Source organism: Cohnella abietis (assembly GCF_004295585.1).
GTDB classification, from domain to species: domain Bacteria; phylum Bacillota; class Bacilli; order Paenibacillales; family Paenibacillaceae; genus Cohnella; species Cohnella abietis.
This window is the reverse complement of the sequence record NZ_AP019400.1, coordinates 6,414,782-6,434,222: the sequence shown is the minus strand read 5'-3', so window position 1 is coordinate 6,434,222 and position 19,441 is coordinate 6,414,782. Positions and strand designations below refer to the sequence as shown.

The following is a 19,441-nucleotide window of genomic DNA, read 5'->3' as shown; positions in this document are numbered from 1 at the left end:
TTCAACCGTATGAGATATCGTTTGTTTCTAATCGTGGTCGTTTTGTCACTGACCTTAACGGCTGGCTGTGGTAAAACAACTAAAGAGGCAGAAGGTGAGAGTGCGCTTCCTACCCAGGAGCCTGTGGCATTCGTTTTTGACCGAGACAATACGACTAAAGTGACCATTTATCGAAGTGATGATCAGCTTGTCGTAGAACTCACTGATTCTGAAAAATGGAATACGCTGGCTGGAATCTTGGATCATGCACAATCGTTTTCTGGGGCATATCCATCCGACTTGAGTAACAAGATTGTAATCGAGTCGCAAGATGGCATTAAACGCAAGTTACTTGTGACAGGAAACGGAAATGTTTTTGAAGATCAGACGGCGAAAATCGCATATAAATTAGACAGGCAAAAGTTTGAGGAGTTCGTCGCGGAGTGGAGTAATGATGAGGGTAAAAACTTCGTGCCAGGAAATGAAATTGACTTTCCAACAGGGGCTGACCCCGATGAACAAGCGGTTATAGATTTAGTGAAAAAGACGATAGAAGCTATGGTCAACAAGGATAAGGAGGCTTTTCATTCCAATCTTGAGCATCCTGATAATGACTATCTGGATTTTTTGATCGACTCCCCAAGACGGTACCGGTTTACTGAACTAGAGATGATTGAACCCTACGATGAATCCACCGGTAGAAAAAACCTTCGTATTCGTTATGAATATGAAGAAGACGGCATAGTCAACCAGTCAGGTAACACCTTTACTTCGCGCAAAAATAAAGAAGGCAAATGGAAGATTGCGAACATTGACTAGGTAATTTTTTAGTTTAAGTAAGAGAATCAATGCGTTATGCTAGTATGAGGCAGTGATCTATGCCTTATCTAGATGAAAGGGGCATTATTCCTATGTCCGTATTAAATATTGTACCTTTTGGAGAATCCATCCTGCGCAAGAAGGCGAAGCAGGTAGATGTAATAACGCCAAAAATAATTAAGCTCTTAGACGATATGGCTGAAACGCTCTATGCCACGGAAGGGCGAGCGGGTCTAGCTGCACCGCAAGTCGGAATTATTAGGCGTATAGCTGTACTAGATTGTGGCGAAGGATTGATCGAGCTTATTAATCCAGTGATTGTTCAGGCAAGCGGGGAGCAGGAAGGCGCAGAGGGCTGCTTGTCCTATCCGGGCTATCACGGTTATGTGAAGAGAGCGAATCAGGTTAAGATTACAACGCTTAATCGGCAGGGAGAGACGATTGAGCTTGAGGGCACGGGTTTACTAGCACGCTGCATACAGCATGAGATGGATCACCTCGATGGTGTGCTATTCGTCGACCATGTTCAAGAGCCTTGGTTATACGATGATCAGACTCAGCGTAAAATTAATATTTTTGATGTCGTAAAGCTAACGAATAAAGGATTATAGCAAACGTAGAGGCATCCCTTGGCAGGTTATTTATGCCGCTGGGGATGCTTTTTGTAATCATACTGGCTTAATACATAGTAGGGCTATCACCGTATATGCTACAATATGGAAGCGATAGCGCGTTTCGACAACTTTCTCAGGGGGACTGCGGCATGAACAACAGACGTAAACGGCGTTCCCTCACATCAGAGATGGTGTTATGGATTGGGCTGCTGGTCGTATTACCTGTGCTCGCCTTGATGATCTATTTTTATACATCGATTACATCAGCCTTAAGAGACACAGCTTACGAGAAGGAGCTTCAGACCAACCATACAGCCAAGAAGTCTATCGAAGCATTAGGTGAAACTATACTTGGGGTTACCATAACGAATGGGTACTGGGAAGATAACCGGCAAGCACTACTCGCAGAGGATAGGGAGTGGCTTGAACGGAATATCGCGGATATGCCAAGAGTCGTTCCTGACATTGACTTTGTAGCCGAAGCAGATTTACAGGGACGTATTCTCGTACAAGCAGGAGATATTGAACTCTTCATGGATGAGGTTAAGGTTCCCCATCTGATGGAAAAATTCGAGACAGTGAAATCATTCTCTGGCATATTGGATACCGCTAAAGGGCTTGCTATAGTCGCAGTCTCACAGGTGACGGGCGATAGAGGACAGAATGGGGCAGTGGGGCTACTCATTACAGGACATTTTCTAAATCAAGAGAACATGACTCGCTTGCAGGATACGCTGCAAACCGATATTGCGTTGTTGCTGAGCTCGGGACAGTTTCTATCCTCGACAGATGAATTACGAGCCGAGGATATTCATCGGTTTCTTGCAGGACATAAGGTAGGGGAATCACTCCAGATTGTTGGGCGCGAGGATGTCAGTCTGACGAAGTCGGCTGAGGATCTTATAGACATATCCGGTCGAATCATTGGGGTTATTTATACAGAAAGTCAATCAACTGCTGCTATGAAGACAGTAAATGCGCTAGAAAGGCTGGGCATCTACTCTCTAGTTGTTATGGTGCTCTTACTCGTACTGGTCACCTATTTGCTAAGACGTAGAATTATGCTGCCCCTTAGACATCTGACACTCATGCTGGAGCAAGTAGCTGCTGGTCATCGGGTGGATGATATTCCAAAGCATGTTGAGCAGGCTGATATGGAATTGCTGCAAGCGATTGGACGAATCGGCTCCTTAAACCAAGATTTGGAGAAGACGGTTCAGAAGAGGACAGCCGCCATACAAAACCTATTGAACTATGCTCAGCAAGGTTTCTTTACAGTACATGCCGATTTAATAGTAGGCGAGGAATATAGTCTGCAATGCTGGCGAATATTCGGGAAGGACATTGCGAGAATGGATCTGCCTTTGCTCCTTTATCCTGACAATGAGCAGGAGAGGAAGCTGCTTAGGGAAATTTTTGAAGAGTGCTTCTTACATAAGAATGATCTTAAGCGAGAGCTTATCATATCGTTATTACCAGAAGAGCTGATTATCGGGGAACTGACGGTAAGCGCGGAATATAAGGTGATTGAAGATAGCTCTGGTAAAGCAGAGGAAGTAATGATTATTCTGACGGATATAACGGAGAAAATGAAGATCGAGCACCAGATGATTCAGGATCGGCTTGTCCAGCAGATGGTCGTTCAGGTGGTTACTCATCTGGAGGAAACGAATCAAATATTGGATGAGTATAAGCTTTTTTGTGAAATGTGGATTGTGGACAATATGAATAGCAATCAACCACTCGATCAAAGACTTCTATCCGTCTATAAACGTGTGCATACCTTTAAGGGAAGCTTCTCTCTACTTCAATTCCCGAATATTGTACCTCGCTTGCACGAGCTGGAGTCTCAGCTTCATGAGAGAATCAACGACGTGGAGAATAGCACTGGGGAGCAAAGCCTACAATTTCTTCGTTCCCTTCAGCTTCATACCTGGGTGGAAGACGATCTCAAGGCACTCACCGATATCCTTGGAGAAGAAATGCTATTCCAGCAGCATAAGCGAGTCCAGAATGTAACGATGCCACGCAAGGATTGGATGATGCTTGAGAAGAAGCTTACTGAAGCCTTGGCGGAGCCTCAGCATCTGAGCTTGCTCGCCGAGCTTCGGGAAGTCAGAAGCAAGTCTTTCCGTGAGCTGACTGCACATTATACAGATTATCTAGGTATCGCTTCCGAACGTGCGGGGATCCATGTGTACCCGATGAGGGTAATCGGAGATGAAGTTACCGTCGATGCACATCGGTTTCTTTTATTCTCACAATCTTTAATCCATGTTTTTCGTAATATTATCGTTCATGCCATTGAGCCGCCAGAGGAACGGTTGGAGCTTGGGAAAGATGAAAGAGGAACCGTAACCCTAGCGATGGAGCAAGTAAATAACGATTTTATCGTTAAGGTAACAGATGATGGCAGAGGCATTGATGCGAATAAACTTCGTCAACGACTAGTGGCCAAAGGGCTTGGCGAGGAGCAGGAGCTACTCAGATTGTCGGACGAAGAGATTTTCTCTTATATTTTCCGGGATGAGCTTACGACTACTGAGTCTGTGTCTGAATTGTCTGGACGCGGCGTCGGGCTGTCTGCGGTTAAGGATGAAGTGGACAGGCTGGGTGGAACCGTGGAAGTAAACAGCTTACCGGGACAGGGAACTACTTTTACTTTTAAGATGCCGCTGGAAGAAGATAGAGAGTAGGAGGAAATACGGATGAAGCAAAAGCAAGCTAGTTTTTTCTCAGAGCTAAAGCGATCGGCGGAGCAGAATATATTGAAGCTAGGCATTCCGGCTAAAAAGACTTTTAGGGTACCAGACCGTGAAAAGAATTTAGATGATTATACGTCCTTCGTGCAGGTAAGTGGAGCGATTCAAGGTGGAGTTATCTTTACTGTTGAATCGGGGCTGGCTCTTGCTTTAGCTCAGAGTTACATTCTTGATCCAGTCACGCCGGAGGAAGCAAAATCTTACGCGGTAGAGGTTGTGGCAGAGCTTTCCAATGTGATTTGTGGAAATGCACTTACCGACAAGGCTCCGCATCCTATTTATTTGGGTAATCCTCTTCTATTTGTCGCACAGCAAGCCGAAATCCGTACGAGGTCGGCTAAGCCATTGACGCAATATTTTAATACGGATAACGGTTCTTTCCAAATCATGTTTATTCCGATGGAACAAGAATCAGAGCTAGCAACGATAATGAATACTAAGTCTGAGTAGAGGCTTTGGCACGAGACCTGGCACGGCATTCATACTTCATACATAAGGAGAGAGTGAAATGGCAAAATTTATGATCGTGGATGACTCGGCCGTTATGCGGAAGAACATTCGCTCTATATTGGAAGGCGCTGGACATGAAGTCGTAGCGGAGGCAGCAGACGGACGAGAGGTACTGGTCAGCTATGTCACCGCAAAGCCTGACATTGTCACAATGGATATAAGTATGGGGAATGTAAGCGGGATTGAGGCGCTAGAATCGCTACTGAAATCCTATCCAACGGCGAAGGTAGTTATGGTAAGTGCCATCGGGCATAAGCAACAGGTACTTGATGCCATCAAGCTAGGTGCCAAGTCGTATGTGGTTAAGCCAATCGAAAGAGCCCGCTTTCTGGATATCGTTAATAAGGTTGCTGAGCAGGTGTGATCTAAAGAAAATTGGTTGTTAAAAGCGGGATATTGATACGGGGCACGAGATGGGACACGAAACAGGACACGAGTCACGAAATGGGACACGAAACAGGAGACGGGACACCTTTGCATTTGGAGGGTGTCTTTTTTGTGCAATTCGAAAGCATAATGCGCTGAACGATTCACTTTCTCTGGGTCGTTAAGGTCAAAGTAATTAGTTTGTTTAGCTCTCTCACCCGATGGGTTGCCCAATGTTTCTGTAGCAAACATCAAGCCGAGTATCACACAAATAGTTACGCTAACAATCACACAAATAATTACACAAATAATTACACTAACAAACCTTAGAGCTCGTAGTATTAATTTCCACGCATTCAGTAAGCTCCCTCCAGGTTTTTTCACTTCACTAACATTCGTTCTTCGCTTTTCGGTGTTTGCAGTAGATGTACGAAATAATCGAGCAACGTGGTCTGGATGGGGCCCGATTGGAGGGAGATGTACGATTATTTCGAGTAACGGTGTCGGAAAGAGGTGCGATTGGAGGGAGAAGTGCAAAAATTTCGAACTACGGGGTTACGGGGTTCAAAGGTTAGGCGATCGGATAAAATAATAAAGCAAAAAACAAACCGCGCTAGGAGGAATTAAGATGTCCGAATACAATCATGTTGTAGACAAAGACGGTGATGTTGATCCGAGCAAGGTGGAGAGCGCGATCTCCAGAATGAATTCCGGTGAAAGGGAGCGCATTCTCAGTAATTTTGATGATTTCAAAGGTTATTTGAGTAAAAGGATTAAATTGGCCGAGAGCATAGGTCTGGGCGAAGAGCAAATTGCTGTAATTGCACAGAAGGTGGCAGATTACCTGTCCAGCCATGAAGATGCACGTAATAGTGAAGAGAAGCTGCTTCAGGAGCTTTGGAGAGTGGGTACGGAAGAAGAGCGCCATAAGCTGGCTCATATGCTCGTTCGATTGGCTCAGCAGGGCCAAAGACACTAAGTAATCCTTAGTATAAAGCCTCTTCTGATCGCTGGGAGGGGCTTTTTATATTAAAGAAGCCAGAATTGCAGATTAACCACTACCCACTGACGGCTACTCAAATAAAACAAAAAGCTCCTACACCAAATTGATGAATGGTAAGAGGAGGCTTTTTGTTATAGAAATGTTATCTTTAAGCACAAACATACTTGCTCAGGAATTTAACTTATTTGTTAGTACTATGCTGCTTACCGGGAAGATTTGAGCTGTGGTTCTCGCCTGCACTTCCATGACTCTGCCGATTTTTGTTCCTTTTCGCTTTTTTCTGCGTATCGTGTAATTTTTCTACGAACTCATGAGTGTCCATATGGAAGAAGGTGCCTCCTTGAAGGTGTAATTATTGTTAATATGTCCATCCGTGGGTTGTCGTAACCTAACGAAACTGATAATATTCGGATAGGTTTAAGGTTTATGATCTCCTATTATCTAATTTCTATTAGCCAGCGGGGAGCCCAATATGAAATTTTCTGTCCAATACTTATCCTTCTTTGTCATTCAGAGTGAAGGGACCGATTCAGACGGTCCTAAGAAATACAAGCATTATCAGACTTTAACGCATGAGGAATATCAGGATAGCGAGCTCAAGCTCTTTCTTGATTCTGAGTTTAAAAGGATTGCCAAGCGTAAGGCTGAGATCCATGCAGCGTCTGAGCAAGTACCGACCAAAATTGGACGGTTCATCACAGAGCCCGGGCATGATTTGACGAGTAATCCCAACTACAACCAGTTTCAACGATTAAGAACGGCTGAGAATAAGGAAGAGTTCCATAATTTCAGTGATGATGTTCTTCGTATGTACATGGAAACCAATTCGGTTAGAGGCGGAGCGTTCGTCTTGGCTACAGCCAAGCTGAACGAGCTCTTCGATGAGCCGTTTCTCTTTTTGTTTAAGTGCGACTTTGAATCGAAGATAGCAAGAATATCGGACGAGAGAAGTCTGATTTCGCAAGTAGAGATGGCTATTAATGCCAAGAACATTAAATCTATTCAGTACCCTCATATGCCAGAAGAGGGGATGCTGGAGGAGTGGGAATTGAAGATTCATCAAGCTTCCCATGCCCGATATTTTGAGGATTTCCTTAAGTTTGTTAGCTATGAGAAGTCGAAGCCAGAAATTGTGACGGATCAGGTGATGGAACTGGTCCATCATTATATGGAAACCAAGTGGCAGGGGACGGAAGCCGTTGAAGGTGCCGATGAGACCGAGGAAACGGTAGCGATGCGTGAAGAAAAGCAGCAATTCGACGTATGGGTAGCAGGTGAGAAACGCGAGCTTCAGGAGAAATGGACACACGAGCATGTGGTTGAAGCAACTAAGCAGATCGTCGAGGTACAGCCTGAGATTGAGATGAAATTCAAGCTAGATGACGTATCTATTAAAGGGCACATGGACGATTACGGTAAAAACATTCATATTGCTCGTGTAAACGGGAGATACGTTGTGCTTATTGAAGGTGACTCGTTCCAGTTCGACAAAGGCGTGTCCCCCATTGAGCTGCTCCACCCAGAGGAGCTAGACGAAGTGCTTCGACGGGTAGGAAAAGGCGTAAGACGTGTGCCAACTGGCGAAGCACCGCCATTGGACTAGAAATGGTGACGGGAATCACAAAGCAAGGAATGAATAGGAGGCCGGGAGCAAATGCTCTCGGTCTTCTTCTACTGAACAGACGAGAATATAGAAATAGAAGTTAATTTCTAGACTTTGGATTACTCGAAAGGCCAACTTCAGTTTATAATCGAGGTAGAGAGAAGTCTGATTTCTACAGAGGCGATGGACATGAATCTTGAGCTTGAATATATCGAATTAAGCAGAAGAAAAAGGTTAGTTTTATGGTTAAAGCGACGCTTAACAGACAAGTATGCATTGGACACACGAATATGGAGATTTGTAGTTGTATCTATGTGGATACTGAGCTGCACGGCGGTAGGAATTTGCGTTTTTGGCATGCCGACTGGATTCGGAGTCTTATTTGATGTTGTAACAGCCATATGTTTAAATACGATCGGATTGGCTTTATCATCTGCATTAATTACTATCATTCTCGCAATTTGTGGGTTGAGGGTTCCTCGATATACACTGGGTACGTTTCTCTATGTTGGAGTAATCCTCTATTTTGTATTATTATTTTCACAGCTTGGAAGCCTAGGCTCTATAATATTTTCCGCTATAGTTACTTTGTTTGCTGGAGGCGTAGGGCTACTTATTGGATGGCTGACAAGCTTACGGCTGAGTCGCAGAGCACTAATATTTTCTATAGGTGTAATAGCTATTTTTGGTCTAGCTGCGGCTTACACAGTCAATGGGTTTCCCCGACTTTTGCCTACCAGTTCTAGGGCTGATGCGGATACTGCAGATAATGTGGGTAGTCTAACAGCCGGTGATGTGCACGCCTTAGCTTCTAATCTCCCTGATCCATCGGAGCCTGGAGAATATCAGTTCAACTCCTTCACCTATGGTAGTGGAGAGGATCGTAATCGTTCCGAGTTCGGGGACGAAACGGATGAGCTGTCTCAGCCAGTTAATGCATCTGCCTATATCGATAGCTGGCCGTGGTTACGGAGCAAGTTCTGGGGATTTGATGAGACTGAGCTTCCGCTCAACGCGAGGGTATGGATGCCTGAAGGTGAAGGACCATTTCCTATCGTTCTTATGGTGCATGGCAATCATCTGATGGAAAAATTCTCAGATGGAGGCTATGACTATCTGGGTGAGCTATTGGCTAGTAGGGGAAGCATTGCCTTATCCATTGATGAAAATTTCTTGAACTATTCCTTCTGGTCCGGAATTCCCAAGCAAGATATGAAGCTACGAGCATGGATTCTACTAAAGCATATTCAACAAATACAGCAGTTCAGTGTGCAGGAGGAATCCCCCTTTTATAATCGTGTTGATTTTACCCAGGTAGCTTTGCTCGGGCATTCCCGTGGCGGTCAAGCGGCTGCAATGGCTGCAGATAGAAGCTTATGGTTTCCAGATGAGGACGGCTTGCCTGAACCCGACAGCTACTCCGTCCAAGCGGTGATCGGAATTGCGCCAACGGACACTCCAGTGGATGGAAAGGTAACGGAGCTTAAGGATATTTCTTATTTAACGTTACAGGGTGCAAAGGATGCGGATTTAGTCAACTTTTACGGTGACAGGCAGTATGGGAGAACTACTTTTTCCAGTGCATCGGAGGCTTTTAAGGCCTCGCTCTATATAGAGGATGCTAATCATAGTCAATTTAATACGGAGTGGGGCAAATCGGATAATGCATTGCCCGCTGGCTTGTTCATTCGACCGAAGGATTTACTCGAGCCTGAGCAGCAAAAACAGGTCGCTGAGGTATACGTATCCGCATTTCTTGAGGCTGTTTTCCACAACAATGAGCAGTATGATCTATTATTTCGAGATTACCGGCAAGGCCTCAGCTTTCTTCCTCCAACCCGTTACTTTAACCAGTATGAGAGCGGCGGCTTCGTGCAGCTTGCTGATTTTACAGGGAGTGACCGGAAGAAGCTTGCTTCAGGCGTTACTGCGGAGGCAACCGATATGAGCGATTGGAGGCATGTGGAAGCGCTGAATCGGCAGGGCAAAGGGAAAGGAAACAAAGGTGTGGAGCTTCAGTGGAAGGCTAAGGGGAAGTATTCCATTCTTCTAAGCCCTTTAGCAATTAGCGGTGTCAGTAATGAGGATATTCTGATGTTTTCTATGGCAAACATGGATCGGGATTTGGAAAAGGAAGAGGGATTCGAGGAGCGGGCTGAAACAAATTTATCCATCGACATTGAACTGGAGGATCATTCAGGTACTGCCGTGAGACTTCCGCTAAGTCGTTTTATGGAAATAGAGCCGCAAGTGGCAACTCAGTTTACTTGGCTTCCCGGGATGGAGTCTGTTGTGTCGGAAGGGAAGTTCAAGGATGTGGAGGAGCCCGTGTTTCAAACCTACGAGCTTCCTCTAAATGAATTTTTGGAGGCCAACCCTGAGTTTGACCCGTCTGAATGGTCTCGAATTTCGTTTTATTTTAATGAAGGACCAGGCAAGGTGATGTTGGATGATTTGGGGCTAATGCCTGAATAATTAGGGAAATACACGAATAGGTGCGACATAACAAGGTGAAAGGGGCGGATATCATGGCGATGGAGAAAAGGTTAATTGTTAAAGGTGGGGTAGGTAGGGCGCTGTTAGACACTTCAAAGCTGGGGTGCGGTTTTACTTTAGAGCCGTCAGAGCGTGGTTGGAAAATGGAAATAGAGGATGTTAGCGCGGAAATGGCGGAGTCGTTAAAAGGTCTTGTGGAGGAAATTCATTTTTTCTATTACGAAGATGATAAGGAACAGCAGTCCCATCAGAAATGGTGGCTAAGCGATCTTAAATACCCTCTGTTGGCTTATGATTCGGACAATAGCCTGCTCACGATTGAAGTGTCGGAGCGAGTTGGTTTTACTGTTGATAGCTCAGAGCATGTTGCAAAATAGGGAGCAGGAGAGGAGTCCATCGGGATGCAGATCAAAATCGGCGTTATCGGAACGCGTAAGATCGTAGAGCAAACGCTGAGAGTGTTGAAGTCGTTTCCGACGTTCGCTCCGTTGACGCGTATCGTCGATAACGAGAAGAACGTACTGCAAGCGGCCGAGCAGCTCGGCGAAGAAGCGGAAGTTCTATTGCTGTCCGGGCCGTTGTTGCATCGCATCGTGAAGCAGAAGTTACCGATATCCGTACCTGTTCACCATATTCCGCTGACCGGAGCCGGCTTGTACAAAGCCTTGTTTCGCGCCCATAGAACGGGAAGTCTCGAAGGAGGCGTCTCTGTCGACACGTTAACGAAAGCGATGGTTACGAGAACGCTCAAGGATCTCGGACTAGAGCATACGAGAGTCGTCGTCTACGACGGTCCGGTGCATACGTCAGCCGATAGGCTCGTCGCGTTTCATCGATTACATGCGGAAGCCGGGAATAGTTCAGTCGCCTTGACCGGCGATGAACAAGCGGCTAATCTCTTGTTCGAGCTGAACATCGCCAACGAATGGCTCGTCCCTTCCGACCAAGACATTATCGTGACGTTAGAACGCGCATTGCTCTCGACGGAGTCGCGACGAGGTAAGGAGTCCCAGATCGTCGTAGGAATGATTAATGTGGACGATTTCGGCAAGCTGGCGATGAGGCGAAGCAACGAGCACGAGGTGCAAAAGCTAAAGCTGGATATACACCGAATGGTACTGGGTTACGTCGAATCCCTCGACGGTTATTTGACTTCTCCTGGCGGGGACGAATATCTCTTTTTTACGACAAGGGGCATCCTCGAGAGAGAAACGGGTGGTTATAAAACGATTCCCCTAGCGAAAGAAGCCAACAAGTCTTACGGGATTTCGTTAAGCGTAGGAATCGGTTTTGGCGCATCGGCCAACGAAGCCGGCACGAACGCTAGGAATGCGCTGCGCAAAGCGAAGGAAGCAGGAGGCAACGCTTGTTATATCGTTCGGGAAGATTCATCTTTGATTGGTCCGTTAGAAATGGCCGATCCCGTTCAGTCGATTTTGTCTCCAACGGATGCCGCGATGATCAAGAGGGCGGAGGAAGCGGGGATGACGAGCGCCTATCTGAGCAAGCTGCTCCACCATATGGCGCGCTTTAACAAATACGAATACATGGTGCATGATCTCGCTTCGATGCTTAACATTACGGTACGCAGCGCGCATCGCTTGTTACTCATGTGGACCGACGGCGGATTGGTGGAAATCTCGGGCATGGATAAAGCTCCGAAAGGTCGACCGAGGCAAATTTATCGCTTCACCTTTCTCATGGACAAATCTCTTTAATAGCGAACCGGGAAAGAGCCCGTTTATTGTGGATATAAAGACAATATAAAGACCTGTCTTTATATCTATTCGAGACGTATGCTTAGGGTGTGATACGATTTCGAAGGGAGCAGTGGGCAATGAGAACGGTTGAACAATTGGAGAATAAACTAGCTGAACCGTCTGAGGGATTAATTAGAGACTTGGCGAAAGTGAATGGAGATATCGTCCTGTTGGGCGTCGGCGGGAAAATGGGACCGAGCTTGGCAAAGCTCGCGATGAACGCGATCCGCGAAGGCGGCTTGAACAAACGAGTGATCGGAGTGTCGCGCTTTTCTAACGCGGAAGCACGCCAAGAACTGGAGGACGCAGGCATCGAGACGATTTCTTGCGAGCTATTGGACGACGACGCGTTGCGCGCGTTGCCTAATGCTGAGAATGTCATCTATATGGCCGGCAACAAATTCGGAACGACCGGACGGGAGCATTTCACGTGGGCGATGAATGCCTATTTGCCAGGCCGCGTCGCGGAAAAATACAAGGAATCCCGTATCGTCGTATTCTCGTCTGGAAACGTCTATCCGTTTCTTCCTGTCTCCGGAGGAGGAGCGCATGAAGGAATCTCACCAGCCCCGCTGGGCGAGTATGCTCAATCGTGTCTCGGCCGGGAACGGATATTCGAGTATCACTCCCACAAGAATGGGACGCCAATGGTCATGTACCGACTGAACTACGCAATCGACTTGCGGTATGGCGTGCTGCTTGAGCTGGCCAAAGCCGTTACCGAAGGACGGAGCATCGACTTATCGATGGGTTTCGCCAACGTCATCTGGCAAGGGGATGCCAATTCGATGGCTTTGCGTTGCTTGACGGAGTGCACGTCGCCTCCAAGTATTATGAACATTACGGGACCCGAGACGATGTCCATCCGTTGGGCGGCGAACGAGTTCGCGAAACGCATCGGCAAAGAAGCGTTATTCACGGGTTCCGAGTCAGATAACGCGTTGCTGAACAACGCTTCCAAATCCCATAAGCAGTTCGGATACCCTACAGTCTCCTTGCTTGAGATGATTGATTGGACCGCGGAATGGGTACTTCAGGGCGGATCGACTTGGAACAAACCGACTCATTTCCAAGAGAGAAAGGGGAATTTCTAATGGCTGCATCAAACCGGTTGTCGGCCGAATTGTCGGCCGCGCTTCAAGACGGCCTCGTCATTCCCGCCCATCCCCTTGCCTTGGACGAGAATCGTCAGCTGGATGTGGCGAGCCAAAGGGCATTGTCCCGTTATTACATCGCCTCCGGAGCTGGAGGCATTGCCGTCGGTGTGCATTCGACGCAGTTCGAAATTCGCGATCCACAGCATGATCTCTACGAAACGGTGTTGTCTATGGCAGCCGAAGAAGTGAAGAAAGCGAAAAGGGAAGGCAAACTGGATCGTCCCTTCATCCAAGTGGCCGGTATATGCGGCCCGACTGTTCAAGCTCTGAGCGAAAGTCGGATTGCATTGTCGCTCGGATACGATGCAGCCCTGCTTAGCATGGGTGGACTAGCGGATTGGAGCGAGGACGATTTGATCGCGCGTACGGAACGGGTCGCGGAGCTGATGCCAGTTATCGGCTTCTATTTGCAGCCTTCCGTAGGGGGAAGAATATTTAGCTACGACTTCTGGAGCCGTTTCTCCGAAATTCCGAACGTCGTCGCGATTAAGATGGCTCCGTTCAATCGTTATCAAACGCTCGACGTCGCCCGCGCGGTTTGTTATTCCAGCAGACGCGACGAGATCGCCCTCTATACGGGCAACGACGATAACATTATCGTAGACCTGCTTACTAAGTTCCGATTCGAGATCGACGGCACAGTTGTGGAAAAAGCGGTCGTTGGAGGTTTGCTCGGCCATTGGGCGGTATGGACGAATAAAGCGGTGGCTCTACTCGAGGAGATTAAGGAGGTAAGGAACGACGATTCGATATCCGCCAATTGGCTGACGCGAGCCATCCAAGTGACAGACACGAACGCGGCGTTCTTCGATCCCGCGCATCATTTTGAAGGCTGCATACCGGGTATTCACGAGGTGCTCAGAAGACAAGGCTTACTGAAAGGCATATGGTGCTTGAATCCCGAGGAAACGTTGTCCCCCGGCCAATCGGGAGAAATTGATCGCGTATACTCGCAATATCCTCACTTACATGACGATGAATTCGTTGCATCTGGCCTCCAAGATTGGCTTAAGGACTAACGGTCATGCGATTCAAGGATGTGTTCTCCATTATCGGTCCGAGTATGATCGGGCCTTCCAGTTCCCATACGGCAGGCGCCGCTCGTTTAGGCAGAACCGCGAGACAGGCAATGGGTGGCTTGCCGCAGGAAGCGGACATCATTCTATATGGATCGTTCGCTGACACGTATCGCGGACACGGGACCGATCTCGCGATCGTCGCCGGCTTGTTGGATTACGATACGGACGATGAGAGGATTAGGGATGCCTTGGATTTGGCGGCAGCCGCGGGGCTTCTCGTGAGGTTTAAGGAAGGACGGAAACCCGACGTTCATCCTAATACCGCGACGATTACGATGAGACTCGGGGATACGAACGTAAGTGTTACGGGGCGATCGATCGGCGGAGGCAATGTCGAGATCGTCGGCATCGATCGTTTCGACGTGAAGTTTACGGCGAATTACCCTACGCTGCTAATCTACCACGAGGACAGATACGGTATGGTATCTGAAGTTACCGAGATCTTGAAAAACGCCCATGTGAACATCAGCTATATGGAGGTTGACCGTGAAGCCCGGAACGGCGAGGCGCTTACCGTCATCGAAAGCGATCAGCGGATTCGTGAGGAAGTGATCGAGCGGATTCGCGAGCTGACGAACGTGCGCCGCGTTAGCGTAATCGACTTAGCGAGCAAGGGGGGAACGCCATGAGATTTTCCAGCTTGGAGCAATTAATGACTTTGTGCAAGGAAGAATCTCTGTCGATAGGCAGACTCATGGTAGTGGAACAAGCCCGAGAAACCGGCCAGAGCACAGAACAAATATACGAACAAATGGCTTCTTACTATCAAGTGATGAAAGAAGCCGTTCGTAAGGGTATCGAAGAGGAGACAAAGTCTCGTAGCGGCCTTACTGGAGGAGATGCGCGTCGGGTCCACGATTACGGGCGTGTACAGCAATCCTCGCTCGGGGATGAAGCGAGCAAAGCGCTTGCTTATGCGCTTGCCGTTTCGGAGGTTAACGCTTCGATGGGACGAGTGATTGCCACGCCGACTGCCGGATCCTGCGGCATCATTCCGGGAGTGTTCGTCAGCTCCCAGGAGAGGTTTGATTGGGAGGATTCACGACTCGTATACGGTTTGTTCGCCGCGGGTGCGATCGGCTACGTGATCGCCAACAATTCGTTCGTGTCAGGCGCGGAAGGAGGCTGCCAAGCAGAAGTCGGCTCGGCGATCGGCATGGCCGCCGGCGCGCTGACCGAAATACGCGGAGGTTCGCCGGAGCAAGCCGTTCATGCCGTCGGACTGGCGCTGAAAAACTCACTGGGGCTCATCTGCGATCCGGTTGCCGGACTGGTGGAGATTCCGTGCATCGTGAGAAATGGCTTCGGCGCCGTTACGGCATTGGCCGCGGCGGATATGGCGCTTGCCGGCGTCCGCAGCGCGATACCGTCTGATGAAGTGATCGGGGTCATGCTGGAGGTCGGAGCAGCAATGCCGGAGAAGCATCGGGAAACCGCCAAAGGCGGCCTCGCGCAGACGCCGACAGGGCGCAAAATCATGGAGCAGCTTTACGGAAAGAAAGGCGGGAAACCCAAGTGACGACATGGTTGGAGAAAGCAAATGAATTAGCGCCAGAATGGACGGATTTCCGTAGGGAGCTTCATCGTTATCCGGAGCTTAGTTTCGAAGAGGCCGAGACGGCTTCCAAAGTTACGCAACGGCTTGACCGCCTCGGCATACCTTACCGCACGGGCGTTGGGGGTCATGGTATTGTCGCCGAAATTGTCGGCGAACGTTCCGGTCCGATTGTCGCATTGCGGGCGGATATGGACGCTCTTCCGATTCAGGAGGAAACGGGTGTGCCGTTTGCCTCGTCTCGCCCGGGAATTATGCACGCCTGCGGTCACGATGCACATACGGCGATACTGCTCGGAGCGGCGGAATTGCTTGCCGGAGGTGCTAAGTTGAACGGAACTGTGAGGTTGTTGTTTCAATCCGCAGAAGAAATAAATGCTGGCGCGAAAGCGATGATCGAACAAGGCGTTTTGAATGGGGTAAGCGAAATTTACGGCTTGCATAATCTACCGACGCTTTCCGCCGGATGGGCAGCTACCCGCGCCGGATCTATGATGGGTTCCGTCGACCGTATAGAGATTTTTCTGAAAGGCAAAGGTGGGCACGGTGCGATTCCCGATCAAAGCATTGATCCGGTCGTCTGCGCCTCGGCGATCGTTCAGGCGCTGCAGACTGTTGTTAGCCGCGAAGTATCGCCTTTCGATCCGGTCGTCGTAACGATCGGAAGCATTCGCGCTGGTGAAGCGAATAACGTTATCCCGCATACATGCGAGATGACGGGGACAGTCCGTGCATTCCATCCGGACGTTCGTGACGGATTGGCCGAACGGATCGAGCGAATTGTTCAACGAATTGCAGAGGGTTATCAATGCGAAGCTCGGCTGAATTATATCCGACAGGTGCCGGTGCTCGTTAATCCGGATGAGAACGTTGCCCATGTGAATGCGATTATCGACAATACCATTGGATCCGAAAGAAGAATACATGCGTTGCCGACTCTAGCTGGGGAGGACTTTTCCGTCTACCTGAATCATATTCCGGGGTGTTTCTTTTGGCTGGGATCGGGTCCAGAGAAAGATGCGCAGTCCGCTTACGGACTCCATCATCCGAAGTATAGGTTAAACGAACAGTGCATTCCGCTTGGTGCGGCTTTGCTGGCCGATATCGCGATAAGCAGACTCGCTGCGCTCTCTGCCTATGAATGAACTTCGAATAGGTCTAATCGGCACAGATACGTCGCATGCCGTAGTGTTCTCGAGTATGATTAATGACATTCACCATAAGGATCATATCCCTGGGGGACGCGTCGTTTGCGCTTATGCCGGCGGATCAGCGGATTTCCCCTTAAGCATCAGTCGCGTGGACGATTATATGAATCTATTAAGCGACAGATTCGGTATATTGAAGATGGATAGCCTCCAAGAAGTCGCGGAAAGCTGCGACGCGATCTTGCTGGAATCGGCGGACGGACGCGTACATCTGGAGCAATTTCAAGCCATCGCCCCCTATGGGAAGCCGGTGTTTATCGATAAACCTTTGGCTTTGTCCGCTAGAGAAGCGGCAGAGATTCATCAAATAGCCAAACGTTGGGGGACTCCGATCATGAGTAGCTCTTCCTTGCGCTATGCGGAACAAATGCGCGAGTGCTTAGCTGCAATTGGTAGATCAAACGTTGCGGCTGCCGAGACTCGAGGTCCATTTATCGTTGAACCGACTCAATCTGTTTATTTCTGGTATGGAATTCATTCCGTAGAAATGTTATATGCGATATTGGGAACAGGTTGTGCTAGCATAAGTGCTTGGGTAGAAGACGACTATGAAATCGTAACCGGACGCTGGCACGACGGTCGTATCGGCACTGTAAGGCTCGAACGTAGACCGGATAGTCGCTTCGGGGCGGTTATTCATGGCGAGGATAAACAACGGTTCTCCTTTGAAATAAGTCCGGATGCCAAGCCTTTTTACGCAAGTCTGCTTGAACAGATCATGAATTTCTTCCGAACAAAGCAATCGCCGATTCAATGGTCGGAAACCGCCGAAATCATTCGGTTCCTGGAAGCCGCGGAAGAGAGCAGAAAGCTCGGGGGGGTTCCCATCCCGACATAAACAATCTTTCGCTAACCAAAAGACAGCGAAAGCCGTTTATGCTTGCTTGGAATTCAAAAAAACCCTGATCGCTCTTAAGCGGGCAGGGTCCTTCACTTTTATCTTTGCACGCACTCCAGAATCAGCTTGTCATACACATCCACAATCGAAGAAGGGGGCTCAAGCCCAAGCCAAAACATACTCATTTCCTCTTCAAGAGCATTCCGAACGGTATCATCGAACAACTCATTAATAAAGTAGTCGTTGTCGATTTGATTGTTGGCAATATTCAAAGAGTGCAAATAAGGATCCTCTTTCGCTTGCAGGTTAATAGGTTCCTTAACGGAAAGAAACAGTGTTTGCTCGGTCAATTCCCGTTGTGTAGCGTCCTCCAATGCGGAGCGGATAAACGATACGGCGGACTGCACATTTTGGCTAGAAGCTGGGATCATAAAGGCATTCGCCAGAAGCAATGTTGAGCGATCATTGTCGAACGGCATTGGAATTACCTTCGGGATAAAGTCCATGTCGTCGTTTTGCCAGTTTGCCATTTCGAATGTCGTGGTCAGGACCATGGCGGATTTTCCGTGAATGAATGGGGTTCTAGGCCACACCATATCAGGAAACGTAGTGGCAATTCGTTTGCGGAAAAACAAGTCCTGAATAACAGACAAGGTACGTGACAGGATTTGTGTATGGTTGGCTTGATCTCTAGGCGCAAACCCGTTCATAACGGCCAAAGCTAGCCAACGATTAACGACGGGATGCATGGAAAAACCGAATTGTGTCGTGATGCCGTCCTGTACGAGAGTAAGCTGCTCGGCAGCGGCAATGAATTCATCGAAGCTCCAACGGTCGTTCGGAACCGGTATACCATGTTGTTCGAACAACCGCGGGTTACAGGCAAAAAATACGGAAGAAAAGGTAAACGGAGCAGCTAACATTTTACCTTCGCTACCGAAGTGATTCATCAGCTTGGGATAAATCGAATTGGTGAGATCTGATATGAACGGAGCTATGTCAACGAAATCGGTTGAGCCACTCCATTCCGAGAACTTCATGTCAGGGACAAGGACGAGGTCGGCAATCAAGCCCATCTCATTGCTTGAGCGGAAGGACTCCCAAAACTTATCGACCGGTAGTCCGAGAACTTTAACTTCGATATGTGGATGCTTCTTATTAAAGGCCTCAATGAAAATAGGCAAACCGCGTTCAAGAAAGAAAGCGGGGGATGGAGTCAGAATCCGTAGTGTTTGCGGCTCCGATTTCTCGATTATTAAATCTTCCGGTACCATCGTGCCAAGACCGACGCGTTTGATGATCAGTCCGTCTTCCTGAAGCAAGGAAAGAGCGTGACGTACCGATTTGCGGCTAATCCCGTAATGGGTGCTCAATTCATTTTCGGGCAACAAGTATTCTCCGGGCTTAATAAGTCCGGTGCAGATTTGCTCCTTTAGGTTTTTGTACAATTTAGTGTAAAGAAACTCATTTTCTCTACGCATGAAGTCCCTCCTAATCCTATAAGAACAACAAGCAAATAAACCGATGCATATTCCCAATCTAGGAAGACACAGGGGATATGCATGTTAGATTAATTGACGAAATGTGAGATGTAGTAACAAAAATAGATTGACAGAGGTGGAAACGACCTCTAACATAAAGGGTACAGGTGCGGTACATATAACCTTTATGGCGTACTTGAATTATATCATA

The 19,441-nt window shown here is 48.1% G+C and carries 18 protein-coding genes; 16 read left to right on the top strand and 2 right to left on the bottom strand.

The features are described from left to right. The first annotated feature begins 9 nt into the window (after positions 1-9). The 6 genes from KCTCHS21_RS28240 to KCTCHS21_RS28215 all read left to right on the top strand — a co-directional run bounded on the left by KCTCHS21_RS28240 (position 10) and on the right by KCTCHS21_RS28215 (position 6,029). Positions 10-798 (top strand): hypothetical protein, encoded by a 789-nt coding sequence (locus KCTCHS21_RS28240; protein WP_130615675.1) that lies wholly within the window; start codon positions 10-12, stop codon positions 796-798. A 92-nt stretch (positions 799-890) separates the two neighbouring features. Then, positions 891-1,409 carry a peptide deformylase gene (gene def / locus KCTCHS21_RS28235; protein ID WP_130615673.1) on the top strand — a complete coding sequence of 173 codons (519 nt, stop codon included), beginning with the start codon at positions 891-893 and terminating at the stop codon, positions 1,407-1,409. Between the two features lie 152 nt (positions 1,410-1,561). After that, positions 1,562-4,108 carry an ATP-binding protein gene (locus tag KCTCHS21_RS28230; protein WP_162309394.1) on the top strand — a complete coding sequence of 849 codons (2,547 nt, stop codon included), beginning with the start codon at positions 1,562-1,564 and terminating at the stop codon, positions 4,106-4,108. Positions 4,109-4,120: 12 nt separating this feature from the next. Next, positions 4,121-4,624: a chemotaxis protein CheX gene (locus KCTCHS21_RS28225; RefSeq protein ID WP_130615669.1), complete on the top strand. Its 504-nt coding sequence runs from the start codon at positions 4,121-4,123 to the stop codon at positions 4,622-4,624. 58 nt (positions 4,625-4,682) lie between these two features. Beyond that, positions 4,683-5,048, top strand: a complete 366-nt coding sequence (locus tag KCTCHS21_RS28220; protein ID WP_130615667.1) for a response regulator — start codon at positions 4,683-4,685, stop codon at positions 5,046-5,048. Positions 5,049-5,678: 630 nt separating this feature from the next. Further along, complete coding sequence (locus KCTCHS21_RS28215; RefSeq protein ID WP_130615665.1) at positions 5,679-6,029, top strand: DUF3243 domain-containing protein; 351 nt, start codon at positions 5,679-5,681, stop codon at positions 6,027-6,029. 205 nt (positions 6,030-6,234) lie between these two features. On the opposite strand, the gene KCTCHS21_RS28210 is transcribed toward KCTCHS21_RS28215, so the two are convergent. Then, positions 6,235-6,375 carry a DUF4023 family protein gene (locus tag KCTCHS21_RS28210; RefSeq protein WP_130615663.1) on the bottom strand — a complete coding sequence of 47 codons (141 nt, stop codon included), beginning with the start codon at positions 6,373-6,375 and terminating at the stop codon, positions 6,235-6,237. Between the two features lie 150 nt (positions 6,376-6,525). Between KCTCHS21_RS28210 and KCTCHS21_RS28205 the strand changes: the two genes are divergently transcribed. The 10 genes from KCTCHS21_RS28205 to KCTCHS21_RS28160 all read left to right on the top strand — a co-directional run bounded on the left by KCTCHS21_RS28205 (position 6,526) and on the right by KCTCHS21_RS28160 (position 17,749). Continuing rightward, positions 6,526-7,656 carry a DUF3900 domain-containing protein gene (locus KCTCHS21_RS28205; RefSeq protein ID WP_130615661.1) on the top strand — a complete coding sequence of 377 codons (1,131 nt, stop codon included), beginning with the start codon at positions 6,526-6,528 and terminating at the stop codon, positions 7,654-7,656. Between the two features lie 114 nt (positions 7,657-7,770). Next, positions 7,771-10,131 (top strand): FUSC family protein, encoded by a 2,361-nt coding sequence (locus tag KCTCHS21_RS28200; RefSeq protein WP_145988991.1) that lies wholly within the window; start codon positions 7,771-7,773, stop codon positions 10,129-10,131. Between the two features lie 53 nt (positions 10,132-10,184). Then, a complete protein-coding gene (locus KCTCHS21_RS28195) occupies positions 10,185-10,529 on the top strand; it encodes a hypothetical protein (protein WP_130615657.1) in 345 nt (114 codons plus the stop codon). A 24-nt stretch (positions 10,530-10,553) separates the two neighbouring features. Beyond that, positions 10,554-11,870 carry a GGDEF domain-containing protein gene (locus KCTCHS21_RS28190; protein ID WP_130615655.1) on the top strand — a complete coding sequence of 439 codons (1,317 nt, stop codon included), beginning with the start codon at positions 10,554-10,556 and terminating at the stop codon, positions 11,868-11,870. Between the two features lie 119 nt (positions 11,871-11,989). Beyond that, entirely contained in the window at positions 11,990-13,006 is a 1,017-nt protein-coding gene (locus KCTCHS21_RS28185; RefSeq protein ID WP_130615653.1) for an NAD-dependent epimerase/dehydratase family protein, read from the top strand. Continuing rightward, the gene (locus tag KCTCHS21_RS28180) at positions 13,006-14,088 is read left to right on the top strand and encodes a dihydrodipicolinate synthase family protein (protein ID WP_130615651.1); all 1,083 of its coding nucleotides are present in this window, start codon (positions 13,006-13,008) and stop codon (positions 14,086-14,088) included. Before KCTCHS21_RS28185 ends, KCTCHS21_RS28180 begins: the two co-directional genes overlap by 1 nt. A gap of 5 nt (positions 14,089-14,093) precedes the next feature. Further along, positions 14,094-14,777, top strand: coding sequence for an L-serine ammonia-lyase, iron-sulfur-dependent subunit beta (gene sdaAB, locus KCTCHS21_RS28175; protein WP_130615649.1), 684 nt, complete (start codon positions 14,094-14,096; stop codon positions 14,775-14,777). Continuing rightward, the gene (gene sdaAA / locus KCTCHS21_RS28170; protein ID WP_130615647.1) at positions 14,774-15,667 is read left to right on the top strand and encodes an L-serine ammonia-lyase, iron-sulfur-dependent, subunit alpha; all 894 of its coding nucleotides are present in this window, start codon (positions 14,774-14,776) and stop codon (positions 15,665-15,667) included. The genes sdaAB and sdaAA overlap by 4 nt, the downstream gene beginning before the upstream one ends. Next, entirely contained in the window at positions 15,664-16,848 is a 1,185-nt protein-coding gene (locus KCTCHS21_RS28165; protein WP_130615645.1) for a M20 metallopeptidase family protein, read from the top strand. Before sdaAA ends, KCTCHS21_RS28165 begins: the two co-directional genes overlap by 4 nt. Then, positions 16,841-17,749: a Gfo/Idh/MocA family protein gene (locus tag KCTCHS21_RS28160; RefSeq protein WP_130615643.1), complete on the top strand. Its 909-nt coding sequence runs from the start codon at positions 16,841-16,843 to the stop codon at positions 17,747-17,749. The genes KCTCHS21_RS28165 and KCTCHS21_RS28160 overlap by 8 nt, the downstream gene beginning before the upstream one ends. A 98-nt stretch (positions 17,750-17,847) precedes the next feature. Here the strand turns inward: KCTCHS21_RS28160 and KCTCHS21_RS28155 are convergent, their stop codons facing one another. Then, the gene (locus KCTCHS21_RS28155) at positions 17,848-19,230 is read right to left on the bottom strand and encodes an extracellular solute-binding protein (RefSeq protein ID WP_130615641.1); all 1,383 of its coding nucleotides are present in this window, start codon (positions 19,228-19,230) and stop codon (positions 17,848-17,850) included. Positions 19,231-19,441 lie beyond the last annotated feature (211 nt).

Excerpts from the sequence above, each read along its gene's own strand:
- KCTCHS21_RS28185 (WP_130615653.1), top strand. The coding sequence starts at position 11,990 with ATGAGAACGGTTGAACAATTGGAGAATAAACTAGCTGAACCGTCTGAG.
- KCTCHS21_RS28190 (WP_130615655.1), top strand. The coding sequence starts at position 10,554 with ATGCAGATCAAAATCGGCGTTATCGGAACGCGTAAGATCGTAGAGCAA.
- sdaAA (WP_130615647.1), top strand. The coding sequence starts at position 14,774 with ATGAGATTTTCCAGCTTGGAGCAATTAATGACTTTGTGCAAGGAAGAA.
- KCTCHS21_RS28220 (WP_130615667.1), top strand. The coding sequence starts at position 4,683 with ATGGCAAAATTTATGATCGTGGATGACTCGGCCGTTATGCGGAAGAAC.
- KCTCHS21_RS28230 (WP_162309394.1), top strand. The coding sequence starts at position 1,562 with ATGAACAACAGACGTAAACGGCGTTCCCTCACATCAGAGATGGTGTTA.
- KCTCHS21_RS28225 (WP_130615669.1), top strand. The coding sequence starts at position 4,121 with ATGAAGCAAAAGCAAGCTAGTTTTTTCTCAGAGCTAAAGCGATCGGCG.
- KCTCHS21_RS28205 (WP_130615661.1), top strand. The coding sequence starts at position 6,526 with ATGAAATTTTCTGTCCAATACTTATCCTTCTTTGTCATTCAGAGTGAA.
- KCTCHS21_RS28160 (WP_130615643.1), top strand. The coding sequence starts at position 16,841 with ATGAATGAACTTCGAATAGGTCTAATCGGCACAGATACGTCGCATGCC.
- KCTCHS21_RS28215 (WP_130615665.1), top strand. The coding sequence starts at position 5,679 with ATGTCCGAATACAATCATGTTGTAGACAAAGACGGTGATGTTGATCCG.
- KCTCHS21_RS28240 (WP_130615675.1), top strand. The coding sequence starts at position 10 with ATGAGATATCGTTTGTTTCTAATCGTGGTCGTTTTGTCACTGACCTTA.
- KCTCHS21_RS28180 (WP_130615651.1), top strand. The coding sequence starts at position 13,006 with ATGGCTGCATCAAACCGGTTGTCGGCCGAATTGTCGGCCGCGCTTCAA.
- KCTCHS21_RS28210 (WP_130615663.1), bottom strand. The coding sequence starts at position 6,375 with ATGGACACTCATGAGTTCGTAGAAAAATTACACGATACGCAGAAAAAA.
- sdaAB (WP_130615649.1), top strand. The coding sequence starts at position 14,094 with ATGCGATTCAAGGATGTGTTCTCCATTATCGGTCCGAGTATGATCGGG.
- KCTCHS21_RS28155 (WP_130615641.1), bottom strand. The coding sequence starts at position 19,230 with ATGCGTAGAGAAAATGAGTTTCTTTACACTAAATTGTACAAAAACCTA.
- def (WP_130615673.1), top strand. The coding sequence starts at position 891 with ATGTCCGTATTAAATATTGTACCTTTTGGAGAATCCATCCTGCGCAAG.
- KCTCHS21_RS28195 (WP_130615657.1), top strand. The coding sequence starts at position 10,185 with ATGGCGATGGAGAAAAGGTTAATTGTTAAAGGTGGGGTAGGTAGGGCG.